The organism is Methanovulcanius yangii (assembly GCF_018687785.1).
Taxonomy (GTDB): domain Archaea; phylum Halobacteriota; class Methanomicrobia; order Methanomicrobiales; family Methanomicrobiaceae; genus Methanovulcanius; species Methanovulcanius yangii.
Genome location: NZ_LTBL01000001.1, coordinates 1,889,999 through 1,909,873 on the forward strand (window position 1 = coordinate 1,889,999; position 19,875 = coordinate 1,909,873).

Consider the following 19,875-nt stretch of genomic DNA (forward strand, 5'->3'; position numbering starts at 1 on the left):
ATTTGCCATCATTGGCCGTTGTGCGGGATTTGTGAATAAATATAAATACTACAAAATGGATTTCTGGGCATGGAAAAGCAGTATGGCATGTACCTTGCATACTTCTTTCAGGCGCTCATCGGTCTGAACTGTGTGTATGCATTCTTTACCGGAAATCTGGTCGGTTTCTTCTCCGCACTCATCATGTTCATCTTCACTCTCGTCCCGTACGTGGTCGCCCAGCGGATGAACATCCACCTGCCCTGGTTCGTCTTCTTCCTGATCGCCCTTGCGTTATGGTTCCATACGGCAGGCTATATCCAGGGGTACTATGAGCTCTACTACCCGTACTACGACAAGGTGGCCCACCTCGTCTCGGGGACCGCCGTCGCCCTGCTGGGCTTTCTGGGCGTCGTCTTCCTCGACAAGTACTGGAAGATGAACCTCACCGCCCCCTTCATCGTAGGTTTTACCATCATCTTCGGGATGGCGCTCGGGGGGTTCTGGGAGATCTACGAATTCCTGATCGACACGTTCTTTGGAGGGTCGCTTGCCGGTCCGATGCAAAACGGCCTCACCGATACGATGCTCGATATGATGTTCGTCCTCGCAGGCTCCATCCTCGTCGCCATCATGGGCGTCTTCTACTTCAAACACCACCGGAAAGAAGAGATCACGGGCTCCCTGAGTGAATAAAAAATTGTCATGGAGGATAAGGGAATGGAGTGTGTCTGTTCCCTTAACCAGTGATGCGGGCCTCTGCCCCCCGTCCCCTTTCGGGTGTCAGAGCCCCATCAACTGCTTTTTTTTCGCCTCAAATTCCTCTTCGGTGATAACACCCTTCTCTTTGAGGCCGGCGAGCTTCTCGAGTTCATCGAGATAGTCCGGTTCTTCATCCGGAAGATCGATACCCGCCGTGGTAATCGCTTCATCCAGTTCGTCGTTCGTCATCTCATCCGGGTTCTTCCCGGTCTGCTGCCGGATTTGGGCTTTCTGCTGTGCACTCAGCATGAGTGACATGCGCCTCTTCCAGCGGCGGCGGGTCCGTCGGCGGGCCCCGCCTCTTCCCAAAGGTCCAAGTTGCATAACTTTTGCCTCCGGGCACACATTTTCCCGGACCGGGGCGGGCATCAGGGCCCGTCGTCAATGCCCCGTATACGCCATCCCCAGTCAAACGCAAAATTGACGTACAACTATTAAAGTGTATGTGCGGGAGGGGGGCAGATCCGGCCTAAATGTGAGGTGGTTTGGTAAACGTGGTTGACGTGGGGGGCATTTCTGTGCTGAGGATCTTCCGGTCACAGCCATGCATCCATGGCGGACGTGGCCGTTCCCCGGCAGCCCCCTCGCTGGTGCGATTGGCCCCTTTCGGTCTGTGGCTCCGCTCGCTCGGGCCAGTTTGGATCGTTCACATCTCCGGCCCGTGGGCTCTCATACTGACTGCCTCCTTTGCAGGGGGGAGGCGCAAGCCCGCCCTTCTGGCGGGCGGGAGACGGGTTCCATCCACATACTCCTCTCCCTCACGATACAAAACAAAAGAACAGGAGCCAAAAGACAGTCCCCACACCCTCACAAGGGCCAATATCAACATATGGTTTATGGGATCTCGCCCACTTCGCCACCCGCATATCATGCGTTCTCATGCAAAGGACGAACAACCTGGCGAAAACAACGGAAACCATGCGTTCTCATCCGGTCAAATAACCCGGTGGGTGCCCGCTCCCGACATGGCATCCGTCATCTTTCAAAACAGGTATGTCGCCAGTTCCCGAACAGTACAGGGTCAATGGATCACCGCACGTCCGCGTACCTGGCAGCCGTCCTGAATGCCGTCTTTATCGGCCTGAGTTTTCTCTTCGTCAAGGAGTCCCTTGATGCCGCCGCACCACTGACGACGCTTGCGTTTCGGTTCACGCTTGCGTTTCTGGTGCTGCTGCCCGTCGTCGCCGTCGGCGCTGTCCGGGTGCGCCTCCCCAGGGCCGGGTACAGGGATCTCCTCATCCTCCTTCTTGCCCAGCCGGTCCTCTTCTTCTCCCTGCAGGCCTACGGGCTCATCTCCATCTCATCATCGGAGGCCGGGATCATCTCAGCCTTCACCCCCGTCTGCGTCGGCATCCTCGGGATCATGCTCATCGGGGAGCGGGTCAATGCAAAGCAGTTCATCTGCTTCTTTGTCGCGATCGCAGGGGTCGTCTTCCTCTTCCTGATGGAAGGGGCGGGGGCCGGCGGGGCCGACACCATGGGTCTCGTCCTGACCGTTCTCTCGATGATGGCAACTTCCCTCTATATCGTGATGGGTCGGCGCCTCTCCGGCACCATCGACCCCGCAAGCCTCACCGTTCTCATGATGCTTGCGGGGTGCGTGGTCTTCCTCGCCGCGGCGGTCGGGGTCGAAGGACTCGACCTCGGGGTCGCGGCCGGTCTTCTCGGCAACACGGCATTTCTCATCGAGATCGCGTACCTCGCCCTCTTCACCTCGGTCGGGACCTCGTTTCTCGCGATGTACAGCCTGAAAAACCTCGAGGCGGCGCGGCTGGGGATCATCCAGAACCTCTCGGTCGTGGTCGCGGTGGTCGCGGGGGTGTTTGTTTTGCAGGAGACGTTCCTCTTCATCCACGCCGTTGCAAGCGCCCTCATCGTCGCCGGGGTGGTGCTGGCCAACTACGTCGCCGACCCGGCGGCGCGGTAGATCCCTGCCGGTCGGTCCTCAGGGACGGTCGTTCTCCGGGAAGGAGGAGGGGTTCGCCTGGGCGGGAGACGGATGATGAGGCAGAAGAGAGATGGGGGGTACGGGCGCACCCATGCATCGCTACCCCCCTGGACGACAGGAAAAGAAGAATGGGCCTGATGCGATTCGAACGCATGACCGTCCGGTTATGAGCCGGACGCTCCACCACTAAGCTACAGGCCCGCAGATGAGCGTGCACGGGAAATGTGCATACTCTGTATGGCGCGAATCGGTAAAAAAAGTATCATCGGGGCGGATTCGGAAACGGGGGCGCGGGGTATCGGAAGACTGGCCACCCCCGCATGACGTCTCCCTTCCTTACCGGTTCTTTCCGCGTGCCGGCTCTTCGGTGCTGATGATATGGTTGATCACGTGCTCGCAGATGTCCGTCGAGTAGTCCCCCACCCGGCGCAGGGAGTCGGAGATGTAGACGAAGTGGATGGCGGAGACGGCGTCGAAGGAGAGCGCCGTTTTGCTGATCTCCCGGCAGTGGCGTTCAAGGGCATTGCGTTTGCCGATCGTGTCGTTCGCCCGCTCGATGTCGGAGGAAAAGAAGGCGCCAAGGGCCGCCTGGAAGACGGCAAGCGCCTCGGTTCCCGTCCGTTCGATGAAGGCAAGATAGTCGTCGTCGATGGGCACATCCGAAAGCTCGGCCGCATTATGGGCGATCTTGGCCGCGTGATCGGCGATCCGCTCGATGATCTTTGCGATCTGGACGTAGACGGAGGCGGTGCCGACGGGGAGGTCCATCTTCCGGGAGAGGTTGACATCTGCATAGATCAAATTCGCCTGCCGGGCGATGAGCCACTGGAGACGGTCGACGTCCCCGTCGCGCTCGATCACATTGTGGGCAAGGTCGACGTCGCTCGTCTTCAGGGCGGCGACGGCGTCCTCATTCATCTTGGTGACGATCACTCCCATACGGCGAATCGTACCCGCGAGCGGCATCTCGGCGGGGTTCAGGAGATCCTTGACGAGTATCTCCTTGTCGGTCTCCTCGACGACCTCCTGGCCGATGGAAAGGGCGGTGAAGTGGCGGACCTGTTCGATGATGTCGGCCGGCAGGCGTACCTTCGACTTCACCTTGATCTCCGTGTACCCGGAGATGTAGGCGCCGATGAGCTCCCGGAGGAGAAGGGTGCGGTCGGTCGCCATATCGACCACGAACTCCTTTCGCTTCCGGAGCTGCACGCCGCTCGTATTCGGCGTGATGAGGAGTGTCCCGTCGGGCTGGATGATCAGCCCCACGGGGTCGTTCTTCTCGATTCTTGTCGCATCCACCCACTTCTTCGGCAGGGAGACGATGAAGGACGATCCCCCGCTCCGCTGCACCTTCCGGATCTCCATATCGGACATTCATTCCAGTATTGTCTGCGGGAATATATAGAACCCGTCCTGACTTCGGTACAGTATCTCTATTCAGTACTTACTTGAATATTCATGAATAGTCCGGATATGATCTCATTCGGACATCTCTATATGTAATTTTTATATACTTCATCTACGGTGAATTCCGCCATGAAGTGGTTCTCAAAATCTACTGCAACCCTTGCAATCGCAGGCATCCTCCTTATCACGGCGATGGTCTGCGGCTGCACCGACACCGGCGGGGACGTGACCCCGACCACCGGCCCGGTTGAAACGCTCACCATCACCGGTTCAACAACCGTCCTCCCCCTCGCCCAGCTGACGGCCGAGGCATACATGGACGCCCATGCAAATGCCGACATCCAGGTCTCCGGCGGCGGCTCGTCCGTCGGGGTAAAGGCCGTAGGCGTTGGCACCCATGACATCGGCATGGCATCCCGCGGCCTCAAGGACGCAGAGAAGACCGCCTACCCCGGTCTTGTCCAGCACGTTGTTGCAAAGGACGGCATCGCCATCATCGTCTATCAGGACAACCCCGTCACCACGCTTTCCCTTGAACAGGTGAAGGCAATCTACAAGGGCGACATCCGCAACTGGAAGGATGTTGGCGGCGACGACATGGCAATCGTGGTCATCGGTCGTGACAGCGCCTCCGGTACCCGCGAATACTTCTACGAGGAAGTGATGGATGAAGAGGACTTCTACGCAGGCCAGCTCGAGAAGAATTCGAACGGCGCGGTGAAGCAGACCGTCCGGCAGACGCCGGGCGCCATCGGCTACGTCGGCCTCGGGTACCTCGATGAGACCGTCGGCGCGGTCGCCCTCGACGTCGGCGGCGTCGCCGTCGAACCTTCCGTTGGCAATGTCCTCGCCGGCACCTACCCGGTCGCCCGTGACCTGAACATGTTCACGAACGGCGAACCGGAGGGTCTTGCCGCCGACTACCTCGCCTTCGTGATGAGTGACGAGGGCCAGCAGATCGCGGCAGATGAGGGCTTCGTCCCTGTCGCCTGAAGAGACCCCGACCATCGGCCCCGGACGAAAAATTACTGCACCCCGGAAGAGGTGACGGGCCCTCCGGCCCCTCCCTTTTCCCTCACCACCATATCCGCCGCCATCTCTTACCTGCGGGCAATGCAGGCTGCCATACCAATTCCGCCCGGACCGTGATGGTCAATTCTGATGTACTATGAACCTGTTGCGCACATCTCCAACACCCGGCACACCCATGCCGGATGATGACCTCGCCCTCCTGACCGCAGGGCACCGCGGGGCCGCAAAGGAGCGGATCATCCGGAGTATCTGGTTTCTCACCGCGATATTCGGGGTCCTCACCGTCTTCTTCATCCTCGTCTTTCTCCTCAAAGACGGCCTTCCGCTCTTTGCGAGCGTCAGCCCCATCGAGTTTCTCTTCGGCGAGACGTGGAACCCGACCGGCGCCGACCCCTCGTACGGGACGGTCCCCCTCTGGGTCGGCACCCTTCTCGTCACCTTCGGAGCGATGGTGATCGCAACCCCCCTCGGTATCGCGAGCGCCATCTTCATCGCCGAGCTTGCGACCCCGAAGATGAGAACTATCGTCAAGCCCGTCGTCGAACTCCTCGCCGGTATCCCGTCGGTCGTCTACGGCTTCTTCGGTCTCATCGTGCTGACCGATGTCATTCGAGTCCGGTTTGACATTCCGTCGGGTGAGACCTGGCTTGCGGGCTCCATCCTCCTTGCGGTGATGGCGCTGCCCACGATCATCAGCGTCGCGGAGGATGCCATCGCCGCCGTCCCGCGGGAGTACAGGGAGGGATCCATGGGCCTCGGCGCCAATCACTGGCAGACGATTGCAAAGGTCGTCGTCCCGTCGGCCCTCTCCGGCATCACCGCCGCCCTCATCCTCGGGATGGGCCGGGCCGTCGGCGAGACGATGGCCGTCCTCATGGTGACCGGAAACGCCGCCGTCATCCCCGACCCGATATACGACGTCCTCTCGCCGGTCCGGACCCTCACCGGGACGCTGGGTATCGAGATGGGTGAGGTCGCGATCGGCTCGACGCACTATCATGCCCTCTTCGGCGTGGCGCTTCTCCTCCTCCTCATCACGCTCGTGGTCAACCTTGCGGCGATGGGGATCATGGGGCATATCCGCCGCACCCAGGCCGGCGGGAACGGGCCGGGGCGGCTCTCCCTTCTCCTGCAGGCCCATGGCAGGGAGCTCCGCAGCGCGGCGGCACTCCTCCTCCTCGTCGTGGTCGGCCTCGCCGCAGGGCCGCTTGCGGCCGTCCTCCTCGGCGCCCTCGCCCTCGGGGGATGGTACGCCGCCGCCCGCATCCCCGCCGCCCACGCCCAGCGGGCCGCCTTTGCGCTCATGTACGCGGCGATTGCCCTCGTCGTCCTCGCGGTCGCGGTGATCCTCGGTGACATCCTCATCAAGGGGCTGCCGGCGATATCATGGGAGTTTCTCACCGAATCGCCCCGGAACCTCGGGCGCGAGGGCGGCATCTTTCCGGCGATCGTCGGCACCCTCTATCTCGTCGCAGGCGCAATTGCGATTGCCCTTCCCATCGGGATGGGGGCCGCCATCTACCTCACCGAGTACACCCGCGAGGGAACGGCGACGAAGATCATCCGAAGCGGGGTCGACCTGTTAAACGGCACCCCCTCCATCGTCTTCGGCCTCTTCGGGTTCTCGTTTCTCGTCCTCTCGCTCGGGTTCGGGGTATCGCTTTTCGCGGGGCAGGTCACCCTTGCGCTCATGATCCTCCCCACGATCATCCGCACCACCGAGGAGGCCTTGAGGAGCGTGCCTGCGAGCCTGCGTGAGGGGAGCCTCGCCCTCGGGGCGACGCAGTGGCAGACGATATCGAGGGTCGTCCTTCCACCGGCGATCCCCGGTGTCATCACCGGCGCCATCCTCTCCATCGGGCGGGCCGCCGGCGAGACGGCGCCGATCCTCTTCACCGCCACGATATTCTCGAGCCGGTTCCTCCCCGATTCGCTCTTCGAGCCGGTGATGGCGCTCCCCTACCACCTCTTCATCCTCTCGACGAACGTGCCGGGGGCGACGGAGAACCAGTACGGGACGGCGCTCGTCCTCATCGCGCTCGTGGTGGGCATCTACCTCGTTGCGATCGCCATCCGAACACACTACCAGAACAAGATCACGTGGTGATACCCGTGCCAGAGACAGAACCAATCATAACCACGCGGGGCCTTGACCTCTTCTACGGGGAGGCACAGGCCCTCAAAACCATCGACATCGACATCCGCGAGAACCGGGTCACGGCGCTCATCGGCCCCTCAGGGTGCGGGAAGTCGACGCTGCTGCGGTGCTTCAACCGGATGAACGACCTCATCCCCTCCTGCCGGGTGACGGGTGCACTGACCTACCGCGGGCAGGACATCCATGCCCCGGGCGTGGACGTCGTGCACCTGCGAAAACTCATCGGCATGGTCTTCCAGCGGCCGAACCCCTTCCCGAAGTCCATCTACGACAATGTGGCCTACGGGCCACGGATCCATGGGGTGAGGGGCACGGCGGAACTCGACGCCATCGTCGAGGAGAGCCTGCGAAAGGCCGCCCTCTGGGACGAGGTGAAGGACCGGGTCGGGGCCCCCGCGATGGGGCTCTCCGGCGGCCAGCAGCAGCGCCTCTGCATCGCGAGGACGCTTGCCGTCGGCCCCGAGGTGATCCTGATGGACGAGCCGTGCTCGGCCCTCGACCCCATCGCGACTGCAAAGATCGAGACCCTGATAGAGGAGCTCCGGGAGAGCTATACCGTCATCATCGTGACGCACTCGATGCAGCAGGCGGCACGGGTGAGCGACTACACCGGGTTCATGTACCTTGGCGAACTCATCGAGTTCGGGGAGACCGAAAAGATATTTGAGGCACCGGACGAGGAACTGACGAGCAATTATATCACCGGACGGTTTGGGTGATGCAGCAATGAGCCTGAAGAGATTTCATGAGGAACTGGAACAGATACAGATTGATCTTGTCGAATACGGCGAATATGCCCTTGGGATGCTCACGGACGGGATGGCCTCCCTCCGCGGTCTCGACACGGCGATCGCCGGCGACGTGATGGACCGGAAGGAGCAACTCTCCGTCCTCCATTCGAACATCGAAGACCGGACGATGCGGCTCCTGCTGCTCTACCAGCCGGTGGCGGCGGACCTGCGGACGATCACCTGCATCAACGTGATGAACTACTCGTACTACCGGGTGGGCCGCATCGGCAAGGACATCGCAAAGGCGGTCCTTGCGATGCGAAGCGAAGCCGGTGAGACGGCGGAGACCGTCTCCTTCGAGAGCCTCTTCGTGATGGCCGACATCGTCTTCGCGATGCACCGGGAGGTGCTCGAGGCTTTCCGGACGGGTTCGGCCGTCAATCTCGAGAACCTCGGCCGGCAGGACGACAAGGTGGACGCGATGCGGGTGACCCTCTTTCGCGAGTACCTCACCTACATGCTCGAGGACCCGAAGAACATCCGCTCCGGCATCGAGGCGATCGGCATCACCCGTCACCTCGAACGCAGCGGCGATCATGCCTGCCTGATGGCCGAGAAGATCTACTTCATGGCCGAGGGCGAGCGTATCGAGATCCGCTGAACCGTGGTGTGGTCCCGGCCGGGACCTGCCTGTCCGTAATTTTTTCCGGAGAAGGTAAACTCGCATAATCTGGCATCATATTATTTTTAAAAGTTGGAATGGCCTGAAAAATCACGGCGGCCTGCATGAGAAAGTATATCTGATCCCTTTTCGCATTGTTTTTTAAGCATTTTCGTGAATCAGGGTCAGCGTTCAGGAATTTTTAATATGAGTGTGGAGGATATCGCCCGCCTCTTCGAGGCGCACCCGTTCCCGGTCATCGGGCTGTATGAAGACGGCAGGTGTGCCTTTGCCAACCCCGCCCTTCTGCTGCTGGTCGGGGAGGAGGCAGGCACCGTCCCGGACCCGGCCGCAGTTCTCGGCGGGCCGGGTGAGGGGGCGGGCGGCAGGATGGCATGGCCCCCCCGCCCGTATCCGGAAGGGGACGGACAGGAGTGGCCGGTCCGCATCCGTCGTGCCGATGGGAAATGGGAACCGGCCGCTGCCCGGGGCGGATGGGTTGCCGCCCCCGGCGGGACGCGCCTCTTCATCGTCACCCTTACGGTGGGGGGGGTGCCCGCCGACGGGACCATCGCCCACTCCCTTCTCAACGCCATCAACGAGGCCGTCATCATCGCAGACCGCGATCACCGTATACTCTATGTCAACGAAGCCGCGTGCCTCCGCTATGGCTACACGCCGGAGGAGTTCGGCGACCTCACCATCGACGCCATCGTCTCCCCCACGTCGGCGAACACGCCGGCACGCCTCCACGCCGGGCTCTTTGCCCGAAAGTCCGCATTCTTCGCAAACGAGCATATCACCCGGAGGGGACAGGTGATCCCCGTCGAAGTGAGTACGAGGGCGATCATATATCACGGCGTTCCCGCCATCATGTCCGTCTCCCGCGACATCACCTCCCGGCGCGAGGAGGAGCGGACACGGCAGGCGTTCGAAGAGTCGGAGGAGAAGTACCGGGTGCTCTTCGAGTCGGCCGGGGATGCGATCTTCATCACGGATACGAGGGGCATCATCTCCCGGGTCAACGACCGGATGGCCCATATGCTGGGCTACTCCAAGGACCGGTTCGCAGGCATGCCCCTCGAGGCCCTCCTTGCAGGCGACGATGCCTCCATGGACCGGACCTTCGAGACCATTCTCGAGGCGGGGTCGCTCATCTACCTCGCCGCCATGAGGGCGGCGGACAGGACCGTGCGCAAGGTGGAGATCCTCAGCCGGACGATCCCCTACGAGGGAGCCACCGCGGTTCTCTCCATCGCCCGCGACATCTCCCGCAGGCGTGAACTCGAGGAAAAGCTCCATCTCTCGGAGGAGATGTACCGGGCCATCTTCGCAAACTCCGGTGCGGGCATCATCATCCTCGACCGCTCGGATGAGATCATCCTTGGAAACGCCGAAGCGGTGGCCATCCTCGACCCGGGGCCCGCGGGTCTTGCCGGCAGGGTCTGGACGGAGTTCGTGGACGATCCCCTGCTCCTCAGGTTTGTGGACGTCGATATGGGACGGGAAGGATTCGAGGAGTTCCGGATTCGCAACTATGAGACCGAGTGTCTCAACGGGTCCGGCGGGCGGGTCCCGTGCATCCTCTCGGTCTCCCCGATTCCGGGGGCGGGCCGCTATATCGTCACCCTTCAGGACATGAGGAAAAACCGTGCCATGGTCGCCTCCATCCGGGAACGCCAGCAGCTGCTGGACGAGATCTTCCGGAGCGCCCACGACGGGTTCATCCTTTTGGACGAGCATCAGACGGTGCAGATATGGAACCGCGGCGCGGAACGGATCACGGGCTATGCCGGGGACGAGATGGCCGGACGACCCTTCGGCGAGTGCCCCGTCTTCGGTGAGGACGGGCGTCTCTTCGGGGAGGATATCCGGCACCTCCTCACCCCGGGGGATGCGCCGGAGGGCGGGGGGCGAAACCGTGCCGACCTGCGCCTCCTGACCCGCCGGGGCGCGGAGAAGGAATGCGAGATGACCGTCTCCTTCGTGCAGCGGGCGGAGGGGACGAGCACGCTCTGCATCGTCCGGGATGTCACCCGCCAGAAGGCCATCCTCGATGCCCTGACCCGCAACGAGGAGTACCTGCGCCTCGTCATCGACAGCGCAAACCTCGGGACGTGGGACTGGCGGCCGGGCGAGGAGATGATTGCGGTCAGCCCGGACATGTTCGACGTCCTCGGCTACCCCTATACCGCGGAATGGGTGGCCATCGACACGGTGAGCACCCTCACCCACCCGGACGACCGGGAGGTGTGGGAGCAGGGCATGCAGGCCTTTGCGGCGGGCGGGACGGCGAAGGAGCAGACGGAGGTACGGATGCGGGCGGCCGACGGCCGATATCTGTGGTTCGCCCTCGAGGGCTCCGCGGCCGAGTTCGGTGATGACGGGGCCACCCGGCGGGTGGTCGGCATCATGCGGGACATCACCGGCGAGAAACAGGCGGAGCAGGCGCTGCGTGAGGCGAACAAGAAGCTCAGCGTCCTCTCCGGCATCACCCGCCATGATATCCTCAACCAGATTCAGGGCCTCCTCTTCTATTCGGAGGAGATCATCCACGGCGACTACACCGACGAGGAGAAGACGATGATGGCGGAGAAGATCCTCGCCGCCTCGGAGACGATCAACCGCCAGATCAGCTTCACCCGGAATTACGACAACCTCGGGGCCGAGCCGCCCGAATGGCAGAACCTTTCGACCATCATCACGGAGACGAAGGGGGAACTTCCTCCCGGCATGCCCTGCACCATCACCGTCCCCCCGGTCGGGGTTTACGCGGACAAGCTCTTTGCCGAGGCGCTCCGGGCGATCTTTGAAAACATCAGGACCCATGCAGAGGGGGCGACGGAGGTTACCGTCTCGTTTGCAGAACGGGAGGGATCGGGCGTCCTCACGATCGCCGACGACGGGTGCGGCATTCCCGCCGGACAGAAGGCAAGGATCTTCACCCACTCCCCGTCCACGGGGAACAATTCCCTCTTCCTCGCGCAGGAGATCGCCGGGGTAACCGGGATCTCCATCACCGAGACGGGGACCGAAGGAAAGGGGGCGGTCTTCGAGGTGGCGTTCCCGAAGACCGTGTACCGCATGGAAAGTGAATAAGGCCCGAACGGCCGAAAGCGAACTCCACCACTTCTATTTTAACCGCTCTCTCCTGCATGGCCGTACGGTGGAGGGATGCTATCTTCAAAGGTGATCGACGCCGCCGGCATCTTCGGGCGTGACGGGCGACCTCCGCCGCCAGCCGCCCGCGGGGACGGTGATCACGAAGCACGCCCCGTCGCCTTCCGTCCCGGTCTCGTGAATCTCCATCCCGGTGATCGAGAGGATCTCACGGGTCAAAAAGAGGCCGAACCCCGTGTTCTTCCCGAACGAACGGTCGAATATCCGCTCCTTCAGTCCGGCGGCGACGCCCTCTCCGTCGTCTCGGACAGTGATCTGGAGGGCGCCGCCCCCGCCTGCCACCGGACGGGCGGTCACGACGGACCGGGAAACCCCGTCGCCCCCGTGGCGGGCTGCATTTTCAAAGAGATTGTAGAATACCTTGACGAGGAGCGGGTCGGCATAGACATCGTAGCCGTCCGCCTCCACCGAAACGGCGAGCTCTCTGCCGGAGAGGAGTGATGCGGCATGTTCGGTAACGCCGCCGACGGCCTGCCAGACCGGGGACTCCACCCCGAGGTCCTGGTAGGTGCGGGTAAAGGAGATCTGGTCCTCGATATTCGCTGCGCCGGTTTCGATCATGCCGAGATACCGTTCGAGCGGTGTTCCGGCACAGGCGCACTCCTCCAGCCGTATCAGTTCGAGAACCATGCTGATCCCCTGCACCTGGTTGAGAATGTCGTGCCGGGTGATGTCGGCCATCAGGTTGATCTTCCGGTTTGCTTCCGTGAGAGCGTCCCGGTATCGCCGGTTCTCGGTGATGTCGTGGATGAAGATGATCGACCCTTCCTGCCCGGCGACCCGGCCGGTGAGAGGAGTGAACGAGAGGTCGTAGTGGCGCCCTGAAAGACGGCGGTGGATGGCATCCCCCGCCACTTCGAGCGATCCCTCCCGTGGGATGTCGCCCTCGAACCCCTTCCAGAGGAGCAGGGCATGCGAACCGAGACTGCGCTCTCGCGAGGCATCGAAGATGGCAAGCGCCGCCCGGTTGATATCGATGACCCTGCGGTTCTCATCGAGAACGAGGTACCCTTCCCTGAGGTCCTCGATGGCATGGTCCCGTGCTATCGGGACGATGGCAAGAAACTCGTGCATCACGATGATATAGAAGAGGATGACGCCTGAGATGAGGAAGCAGAACGGCGTCGGATCAAAGTGAAGGCGGTATGTACCGATGCCGGAGATGCCGATGATGTTCCCTGCAAGAGGGATGAGATATGCCACGAGGATGAGGAGCGTCTGGCGGCGGTACTCGCGGTTTGAACGCAGGTAGTACTTCGCCAGCATAACGATGCCCGTGACGGTCAGGACATAGGCATAGGCGATCTGGACCGGGTAGAGGGGGCCGTGGGTGGCAGAGAGATGGGGGAACGCTCCGGTATCTGCCATCGTGATGCCCGCATAGTAGAGGTGGTGGAGATCATTTGTCAGGATGGCGACGATGATGAGGAGGGGAATTGCGCTGAATGCTGCGATGGCGCGCCGGGAGAGCCATTCATCGTGCCCGGTGTATTTGACGGCAAAGAAGAAGGCACCGAGGGTGACCATCTGGACCCCGATATAGACGATCTGCATGATGCGGAACTGGAGAAGGACGTCATCGACGCCCAGCCGTATGGCATACATGAATGACCAGAGGGCAACGCCGCCCATGATGACGATGAAGATCCGGGCGAGGACGGCGGAACGGTGCCGGTATCCCTCCATCGCGAGAAGAAGAGCGATACCCGTATTGAGAAAGAGTGCTATTATGAGCGGTACCGCTGCCTCATACGCCGGCCATGTCATCAAATCCCCCGGATAACAGAACTGGTACGACCGACCGTGGCGATCGGATAAACCATAATGATTTTTGGGGCGGATGCATAAAAAAACACCGAAACGAGTGTATCGGGAGGTTTTCACGGCGGCTTTCCCTGCGTGTCCGCCGGGGGCCGCCCCGTGGTCCGCGACATCAGGCACCTCCCCTCTCCCGCCCCGCCGTCCGGTACGGGGGATACCCTGATGATGGGGCCCGCCTGATAAACTACCATGAAAGACCGACACTGGATCATTGCCTTTGCCCTCTCCCTGATCTTCGCCTCGGGACTCCTCTATGCCCTGCATCTCGAGATCTTTCACGACCCGCATCACATCGGGGTCTTCTTCCTCCATGAACTCGCGTTCCTTCCCCTCGAAGTCCTGATCGTCACCCTCATTCTCCACCGCCTGCTCGAGTACCGCGAGAGAAGGAACCGGCTCGAGAAGATGAACATGGTCATCGGGACCTTCTACTCGCGGGTCGGGCGCACGCTCATCCGCTGCTTCTCCCGCGCCGATCCGAACATCGGAAAGGTGTTGGATGATGTGCTCCTCTCCGATGCGTGGACGGACGAACGGTTCGGCGAAGCGCTCCGCGACCTCGGGCGCTACGAGTACCGGGTGAACATCTGCGACATCGACCTCGAACGGCTCCGGGCGTTCCTCGGGAAACAGGAGGACTTTCTCGTGCGGCTCCTGGAGAACCCCGTCCTCCTCGAGCACGAGGAGTTCACCGGCCTCCTCCAGGCGACGTTTCACATGACGGAGGAACTCGGCCACCGCACGGACTTCGCCGTCTGCCCCCCTCCCGACATGACCCACCTCGAAGGGGACATCAACCGGGTCTACGGGATGCTCATCAGGGACTGGATCCGCTACATGCGCTACCTGAAGAAGAACTACCCGTATCTCTTCTCGCTTGCGATGCGGACGAATCCGTTCGACGAAGCGGCGCCGGTGATGGTGCTGGAGTAGGCATCCATGCCGCCGGGCGCACTTTTTTTCCGATTGCCCTCCCTGCATTTCGCCTGCCTGAATGCGAAAAAATCCCTTGTTGGTGCGATACATCCGCGGATTGCGGCAATTGTAATAAAGAGCTGCGTTTTGCGATTAAATCGGATATGTGCCGGGAATTTCCCAGTACAAATTCGGAGAATATTAATACTTGGTCATCATTCAGAAACTATCTCGCGGTGCCCCCGTTTGGGGGGGCCGGAACCGGGGTTTGACCATGGAAGTGCAGCGATACCGGTGCAAAGTATGTGGCTATATATACTCGCCACTTCGCGGGGAGCCGAGAAACGGAATTCCCGAAGGAACGAAATTCGAGAACCTCCCCGAAGACTACAGCTGCCCCGTCTGCGGGGCGACGGGGAAGGGAAGGATAGGCAAATGGGGTTTTGTCCCGGTCGTGCCGACGAAGTGGCGGTGCCGGATATGCGGGTATATCTATGACAATGCCCGCGGGGAACCGCAGCATGGGATCCCGGCGGGAACGCGGTTCGAGGATCTCCCGGCGGATTACCGGTGCCCGGTCTGCCTCGGCGACCCGAAGATCACCGAATTTTACGGAGACGTGAGAAAACAGCAGTTCGAACCGCTCGATCTCTGAACCGTCTCCGGCGGCACCTATATTAAGTGCCGTTCACCAATGGTTTTTCAAAGCGGTCGTATGCGATGCCATCACCCGGTGAGCCGTCGCATCCGGCCGAACGGGCAGGATATTCATGCGGAGGGGGTATGCCGACGACCTGAAAGAGTTCGTCAGGAACTACAGAGTGGAGAATGACGACGGGTACATCGTCCTCTCCATCGCGGGGGCCCTCATGCTTCTGGTATGGTCCCTCTCCATGGGGCTGACGAGCGTCTATCCCCATGCCCTCGACATCCCTATCGTCCTTGTTGCCGGAAGATATCCCAAACGGGCGTTATCCTTTGCCGCGGGGACCAGCATCGTCTATCTCTGTCTCTATGCCCTCTTCATCGTCCCCCTCTTCCCCTCCTTCTGGTATGCCGCCGCCCGGTGTTTCGTCTTCTTCCTCGTTGCCATCTCCGTCTCCTACTATTCAAAACAGTTCTCCTTCTCCCGGCACGAGTATTTCAGCCTCTTCGACAATCTCGCGGAATCGGCGTACCTCTTCGAACTTCGGCCCGATGGAAATCCGGGCAGGATCTTCGAGGCCAATGACATGATGTCGCGGCACCTCGGGTATACCAGAGAGGAGCTGATCGGCATGGAGCTTTCGGTCATCATCGCTCCCGAGTATCGGGATGCCGTGCAAGAGTCCCTGAGCGAGACCGTGAAGGCCACCTATCTCACCCTCGAGTCGGCCCACATCTGCAAGGACGGGACCCGTATTCCCGTCGAGGTGAAACTCCACTGCTACAATTCCCCGAACCGGGGGATGGTGGTTCTCTCGGTTGCCTCGGACCAGACCGAGCGCAAACGGCGTGATCGGGCACTGCAGGTACAGCGGGACGTTGCATTCGCCCTGAACCGTGCGGTCTCCGTGGATGAGGTGGGGTGGGAATCCTCGGCGGGCGTCCGGAAGCTCGCCCTGGTCCCCGCGTCGGGATTCTATCTCCGCGACGAGGAGACCGGGGAGATGCGGCTCCTGTACTCCGAGGGGGTCCCCCCCGGCTTCCGGAAAGAGAATGCGGTCTTTTCCCTGGAATCACCCGCTCTTGCCGGTCTTCGCAAGGGAACAGCCCTCTACTGCCTCTTTGGCGATCTCCACACCTTTGGTGCCGTCCGGGCATCGTCGCTCCCCTTCCGGGGAACTGCTGTCCTGCCGGTGATTGCTGCCGATACGCTGGTCGGCCTCATCACCCTCGCCTCGATGGACGAGGACGAGATCCTGCCGCTCATCCGGCCGCACATCGAGTCCATCGCGGCGCAGGCGGGTGTTGCCATCGGGCGGCTCCGGGCGGAGGAGGCATTGCGGAGGAACGAGGAATCCCTGCGTGCCCTCGTCGATTCGATGGACGAGGTGCAGGTCCTCGTCGGGACCGACGGCGTCATCATCGAGGCGAATGCCGCCCTTGCCCGGCGGTACCGGCTGTCCAAGGAGGAACTCGCAGGGACCTCCATCTTCCGGCTGTACGCGGATTCCCCGGCGACGCTGGATCTGCGGAGAGGAAAGATGGAAGAGGTCGCCAGCCGGTGCGAATCGGTATTGTTCAGCGATGAGCACCGGGGACGATCCTTCACCCATATCTACTATCCCGTTGTCGACAAGGAGGGTGCCGTGTACGCGATCGGGCTTCTTTCCCATGATATAACGGAGATTAAAGCCGAACAAGAGGCGCGTGCCGAGGCAGAAGGACTCTACCGTCTGGTCGTCGAGGCGATCCGGTTCGGGCTCTTCGATTATGATGTCCCGCGCCAGCGTTTCAAGTTCTCCCCCGAATGGTATCAGCTTCTTGGGTATGAGCCCTATGAGATGCCGGAGGCGTACGAGACATGGGTCGCGCTCCTGCACCCCGACGAACGCGATACCGTCACCGGCAATCTCGAAAGAACCCTCCGGGCGGGCAATGTCTACTTCAACGAGTACCGGATGCTGAGAAAGGACGGTTCGTGGGCCTGGATCAAGGCACGCGGCCGGGTGATCGAGAGGGATGACCACGGGCATCCTCTCAGGATGGTGGGCGTCCACACGGATATCACCCCGTGGAAGGAGGCACAGGAGAAGGAGCACGAATCGGCCCTCCGTCTGAAAAAGGCGCAGAGTATCGCGAGAATCGGGTATTTCGAGTATGATCCGGCGGAGGATGTCATTGATTCCGATGTGATGGCTGATCACATCTTCGGGGACGTGTATGCCGATGAGAAGTCGGGCTTTGCGGATTTCCTTTCGATGATTCATTCGAATGACCGGGTCCAAATACATACCCGGTTTGCAGAGCTCCTCAAAAATGGGGGGACCTTTGACGATACCTGCCGCATCCGGCTGGCGGGAGGCGAGGTGAAGTGGATCCATCTCATCGGCGATTCCGTGCTGGATGAGGACGGGACAGTGGTCCGGCTCATCGGGACGGTCCAGGACATCAGCGACATCCAGGAGGCCCGCGACCAGCTCGTCCGCACGCAGCACGTGGTGGACCATTCCCCCGAGGCAATCTTCTTCGTCAATGTCGACGGGACGATCTTCTACGGGAATGAGACCGCCGCCCGGTCATACGGCAAGGGGGGGGAGGTGACGGGGCTTTCCATCTTCGATATCAATTCGGAGATCGACGAGGATGTGTGGGACGAGCACTGGCGTCTCCTGAAGAACCAGCATGTCAGCACCTTCGAGACAGTGTACCGTCATCGCGACGGCACGGACCATCCGGTGGAGAGCACGTGGGAGTATATCCGCACCGCCGACCACGAGTTCGGCTGCGCATTCGTCCGGGACATCACCCCGCGCCGCCGTATCGCCGAAGCGCTGCGGGAGAGCGAGAAGCGCTTCTCCCTTGCGGTGGAGGGGGCCCGCCTCGGGGTGTGGGACTGGAATGTGGCCGCCGGCGAGATCCTCTATGATCACCGGTGTGCGGAGATCCTCGGGTACCGTCCGGAGGAGATCCCGCTCAGGATCGATGAGATACGGTCGTTGTTCGCCCCCGGGGATGCGCACGTGATCGCGGACATCTACCAGAGCCTTGAAACCGCCGACGACGCCGGAACCATCGAGTACAGGATGTACGCAAAGGACGGAACGGTGCGGTGGATCCGGTCCCACGCGGTCATCCTCGAGCGGCAGCCGGACGGCACGCCGGGGCGGGTCATCGGCACCAATCTGGATATCACTCCCCTGAAGGAGGAGGGGATGCTCCTTGAGCAGAGCGAAGCGGAACTGCGCGAAGCCCAGACGATCGCCGGCCTCGGGTACTGGGACTATGGAGAGTACGGAACCTCCCAGCACTGGTCGGATAGGACGTTCGAGATCTTCGGGATCCCGCCGACAGAGGACCGTCTCGTCTCCGCGCAGCGGTTCCTCGGCATCCTCCACCCGTCGGAGCGCGAAACGGTGGTCCGGGAGTTCTTCGACTCCATCAGGGGACGGGAGGATTACGAGCATACCTACCGGATCATCTGGCCGTCAGGAGAGATCCGGCACGTGCACGAACGCTGCCACCATACGTATGATGACGGCGGAAACTACCACTCGTCCCTCGGCACGCTCATCGACATCACCGACCTCAAGCGGGCGGAAGCGGCACTCAGGGAGAGCGAACAGAAGTTCCGTCTGCTGGCCGAGAACTCCATCGTCGGCATCTACATCATCAGCGGGGAACGGTTCATCTATGTGAACGAAACGATGGCGGAGATGTTCGGGTATACGGTCGGGGAGCTTCGCAACAAACCGAACCTCGAACTGATCAGCCCCGCCGATGTCGGGATGGTGGTCGACCATGTGCACGACCTGGTTGCGGGGAGGATGGAGACCGCGCATTTCGAGACCGTGGGCGTCCGCAAGGACGGGAGCACGTTCGAGATTGAGATCTTCGGGTCGGGGGCGCAGCTCGACGACGAGCACCCCCTTATTATCGGCACGCTGCTCGACATCTCCGAGCGCAAGGCGTCCGAGGCGATGCTGCAGGCCTCCCTTGCGGAGAAGACGACGCTCCTCAACGAGGTCCACCACCGGGTCAAGAACAACCTTGCCCTCATCACCTCGATGCTCCAGATGCAGATGCGCTCGATGGAGGACGAGGAGGCAAAGGCGGTCCTGCGGGAGACCTCGAACCGCATCCTCTCGATGGCGCTTGTCCACGAGTCCATCTACCGGTCGGACACGATCGCCCACATCAATGCCGGGGATCACTTCCATTCCCTTGTGATGGAGCTTATCAGCACCTTTGCCCCCTTCACCGTGATCACGGCGCATGTCGACGGCGGCGGCTGCCAGCTCACGCTGGAGGAGGGCATCCTCTATTCCCTCATCGTCAATGAGCTCGTCACCAATGCCATCAAGTACGCCTTTGCAGGCAGAAACCGCGGCACGATCAGCGTGGTGATGGAATGCGGCGAGAATGGGAAGGTGCTCACCGTCGGGGATGACGGCATCGGGGTGTCGGAGGATTACCGGCCGGGCGCATCCACGTCTCTTGGCATGAACATCGTCAGAAACGTGGTGATGCACCAGCTGGGAGGGACGATCGAACTCCAGCGGGATGGCGGGACATCGTGGGTCATCCGGATACCGGACCGGGAGACGGGGCACGGGATATAGGCCCCACTCTGCCGGAT

General features: G+C 61.5%; 14 protein-coding genes and 1 tRNA gene. 10 read left to right on the top strand and 5 right to left on the bottom strand.

The window, feature by feature from the left end; translation table 11 throughout:
• Nucleotides 1-69 precede the first annotated feature (69 nt).
• Nucleotides 70-675 (top strand): hypothetical protein, encoded by a 606-nt coding sequence (locus tag AZH53_RS09480; RefSeq protein ID WP_319643277.1) that lies wholly within the window; start codon nucleotides 70-72, stop codon nucleotides 673-675.
• A gap of 87 nt (nucleotides 676-762) precedes the next feature.
• On the opposite strand, the gene AZH53_RS09485 is transcribed toward AZH53_RS09480, so the two are convergent.
• Complete coding sequence (locus AZH53_RS09485) at nucleotides 763-1,065, bottom strand: SHOCT domain-containing protein (protein WP_319643278.1); 303 nt, start codon at nucleotides 1,063-1,065, stop codon at nucleotides 763-765.
• Between the two features lie 700 nt (nucleotides 1,066-1,765).
• Between AZH53_RS09485 and AZH53_RS09490 the strand changes: the two genes are divergently transcribed.
• On the top strand, nucleotides 1,766-2,668 hold the full coding sequence (locus AZH53_RS09490) for a DMT family transporter (RefSeq protein WP_319643279.1): 903 nt from the start codon (nucleotides 1,766-1,768) through the stop codon (nucleotides 2,666-2,668).
• A 150-nt stretch (nucleotides 2,669-2,818) separates the two neighbouring features.
• On the opposite strand, the gene AZH53_RS09495 is transcribed toward AZH53_RS09490, so the two are convergent.
• Both AZH53_RS09495 and AZH53_RS09500 read right to left on the bottom strand, forming a co-directional pair.
• A tRNA-Ile gene (locus tag AZH53_RS09495) sits at nucleotides 2,819-2,890 on the bottom strand.
• A gap of 135 nt (nucleotides 2,891-3,025) precedes the next feature.
• Nucleotides 3,026-4,063: a phosphate uptake regulator PhoU gene (locus tag AZH53_RS09500; RefSeq protein ID WP_319643280.1), complete on the bottom strand. Its 1,038-nt coding sequence runs from the start codon at nucleotides 4,061-4,063 to the stop codon at nucleotides 3,026-3,028.
• 162 nt (nucleotides 4,064-4,225) lie between these two features.
• On the opposite strand from AZH53_RS09500, the gene AZH53_RS09505 reads away from it, so the two are divergent.
• The 5 genes from AZH53_RS09505 to AZH53_RS09525 all read left to right on the top strand — a co-directional run bounded on the left by AZH53_RS09505 (nucleotide 4,226) and on the right by AZH53_RS09525 (nucleotide 11,777).
• Nucleotides 4,226-5,089 carry a phosphate ABC transporter substrate-binding protein gene (locus AZH53_RS09505; RefSeq protein ID WP_319643281.1) on the top strand — a complete coding sequence of 288 codons (864 nt, stop codon included), beginning with the start codon at nucleotides 4,226-4,228 and terminating at the stop codon, nucleotides 5,087-5,089.
• 214 nt (nucleotides 5,090-5,303) lie between these two features.
• Complete coding sequence (gene pstA / locus AZH53_RS09510; RefSeq protein WP_319643669.1) at nucleotides 5,304-7,235, top strand: phosphate ABC transporter permease PstA; 1,932 nt, start codon at nucleotides 5,304-5,306, stop codon at nucleotides 7,233-7,235.
• A gap of 5 nt (nucleotides 7,236-7,240) precedes the next feature.
• Entirely contained in the window at nucleotides 7,241-8,005 is a 765-nt protein-coding gene (gene pstB / locus AZH53_RS09515; RefSeq protein WP_319643282.1) for a phosphate ABC transporter ATP-binding protein PstB, read from the top strand.
• Between the two features lie 7 nt (nucleotides 8,006-8,012).
• Nucleotides 8,013-8,678: a phosphate signaling complex protein PhoU gene (phoU, locus tag AZH53_RS09520; RefSeq protein WP_319643283.1), complete on the top strand. Its 666-nt coding sequence runs from the start codon at nucleotides 8,013-8,015 to the stop codon at nucleotides 8,676-8,678.
• 207 nt (nucleotides 8,679-8,885) lie between these two features.
• Complete coding sequence (locus AZH53_RS09525; protein ID WP_319643284.1) at nucleotides 8,886-11,777, top strand: PAS domain S-box protein; 2,892 nt, start codon at nucleotides 8,886-8,888, stop codon at nucleotides 11,775-11,777.
• Nucleotides 11,778-11,861: 84 nt separating this feature from the next.
• Here the strand turns inward: AZH53_RS09525 and AZH53_RS09530 are convergent, their stop codons facing one another.
• Together AZH53_RS09530 and AZH53_RS09535 are read right to left on the bottom strand one after the other, a co-directional pair.
• On the bottom strand, nucleotides 11,862-13,625 hold the full coding sequence (locus AZH53_RS09530; RefSeq protein ID WP_319643285.1) for a histidine kinase N-terminal 7TM domain-containing protein: 1,764 nt from the start codon (nucleotides 13,623-13,625) through the stop codon (nucleotides 11,862-11,864).
• A gap of 113 nt (nucleotides 13,626-13,738) precedes the next feature.
• Nucleotides 13,739-13,870 (bottom strand): hypothetical protein, encoded by a 132-nt coding sequence (locus AZH53_RS09535; RefSeq protein WP_319643286.1) that lies wholly within the window; start codon nucleotides 13,868-13,870, stop codon nucleotides 13,739-13,741.
• On the opposite strand from AZH53_RS09535, the gene AZH53_RS09540 reads away from it, so the two are divergent.
• From AZH53_RS09540 to AZH53_RS09550, 3 genes are all read left to right on the top strand, one after another.
• A complete protein-coding gene (locus AZH53_RS09540; protein ID WP_319643287.1) occupies nucleotides 13,869-14,612 on the top strand; it encodes a hypothetical protein in 744 nt (247 codons plus the stop codon). The two genes, AZH53_RS09535 and AZH53_RS09540, sit on opposite strands and share 2 nt — an antisense overlap.
• 256 nt (nucleotides 14,613-14,868) lie before the next feature.
• Nucleotides 14,869-15,249 carry a rubredoxin gene (locus tag AZH53_RS09545; RefSeq protein WP_319643288.1) on the top strand — a complete coding sequence of 127 codons (381 nt, stop codon included), beginning with the start codon at nucleotides 14,869-14,871 and terminating at the stop codon, nucleotides 15,247-15,249.
• 115 nt (nucleotides 15,250-15,364) lie between these two features.
• Nucleotides 15,365-19,858, top strand: coding sequence for a PAS domain-containing protein (locus AZH53_RS09550; RefSeq protein WP_319643289.1), 4,494 nt, complete (start codon nucleotides 15,365-15,367; stop codon nucleotides 19,856-19,858).
• The last annotated feature ends 17 nt before the right edge of the window (nucleotides 19,859-19,875 follow it).

Coding starts and splice junctions, on each gene's coding strand:
- AZH53_RS09485 (WP_319643278.1), bottom strand. CDS start 1,065: ATGCAACTTGGACCTTTGGGAAGAGGCGGGGCCCGCCGACGGACCCGC.
- AZH53_RS09530 (WP_319643285.1), bottom strand. CDS start 13,625: ATGACATGGCCGGCGTATGAGGCAGCGGTACCGCTCATAATAGCACTC.
- AZH53_RS09490 (WP_319643279.1), top strand. CDS start 1,766: ATGGATCACCGCACGTCCGCGTACCTGGCAGCCGTCCTGAATGCCGTC.
- AZH53_RS09550 (WP_319643289.1), top strand. CDS start 15,365: ATGCGGAGGGGGTATGCCGACGACCTGAAAGAGTTCGTCAGGAACTAC.
- AZH53_RS09535 (WP_319643286.1), bottom strand. CDS start 13,870: ATGGTAGTTTATCAGGCGGGCCCCATCATCAGGGTATCCCCCGTACCG.
- AZH53_RS09505 (WP_319643281.1), top strand. CDS start 4,226: ATGAAGTGGTTCTCAAAATCTACTGCAACCCTTGCAATCGCAGGCATC.
- phoU (WP_319643283.1), top strand. CDS start 8,013: ATGAGCCTGAAGAGATTTCATGAGGAACTGGAACAGATACAGATTGAT.
- AZH53_RS09545 (WP_319643288.1), top strand. CDS start 14,869: ATGGAAGTGCAGCGATACCGGTGCAAAGTATGTGGCTATATATACTCG.
- AZH53_RS09480 (WP_319643277.1), top strand. CDS start 70: ATGGAAAAGCAGTATGGCATGTACCTTGCATACTTCTTTCAGGCGCTC.
- AZH53_RS09540 (WP_319643287.1), top strand. CDS start 13,869: ATGAAAGACCGACACTGGATCATTGCCTTTGCCCTCTCCCTGATCTTC.
- AZH53_RS09500 (WP_319643280.1), bottom strand. CDS start 4,063: ATGTCCGATATGGAGATCCGGAAGGTGCAGCGGAGCGGGGGATCGTCC.
- pstA (WP_319643669.1), top strand. CDS start 5,304: ATGCCGGATGATGACCTCGCCCTCCTGACCGCAGGGCACCGCGGGGCC.
- AZH53_RS09525 (WP_319643284.1), top strand. CDS start 8,886: ATGAGTGTGGAGGATATCGCCCGCCTCTTCGAGGCGCACCCGTTCCCG.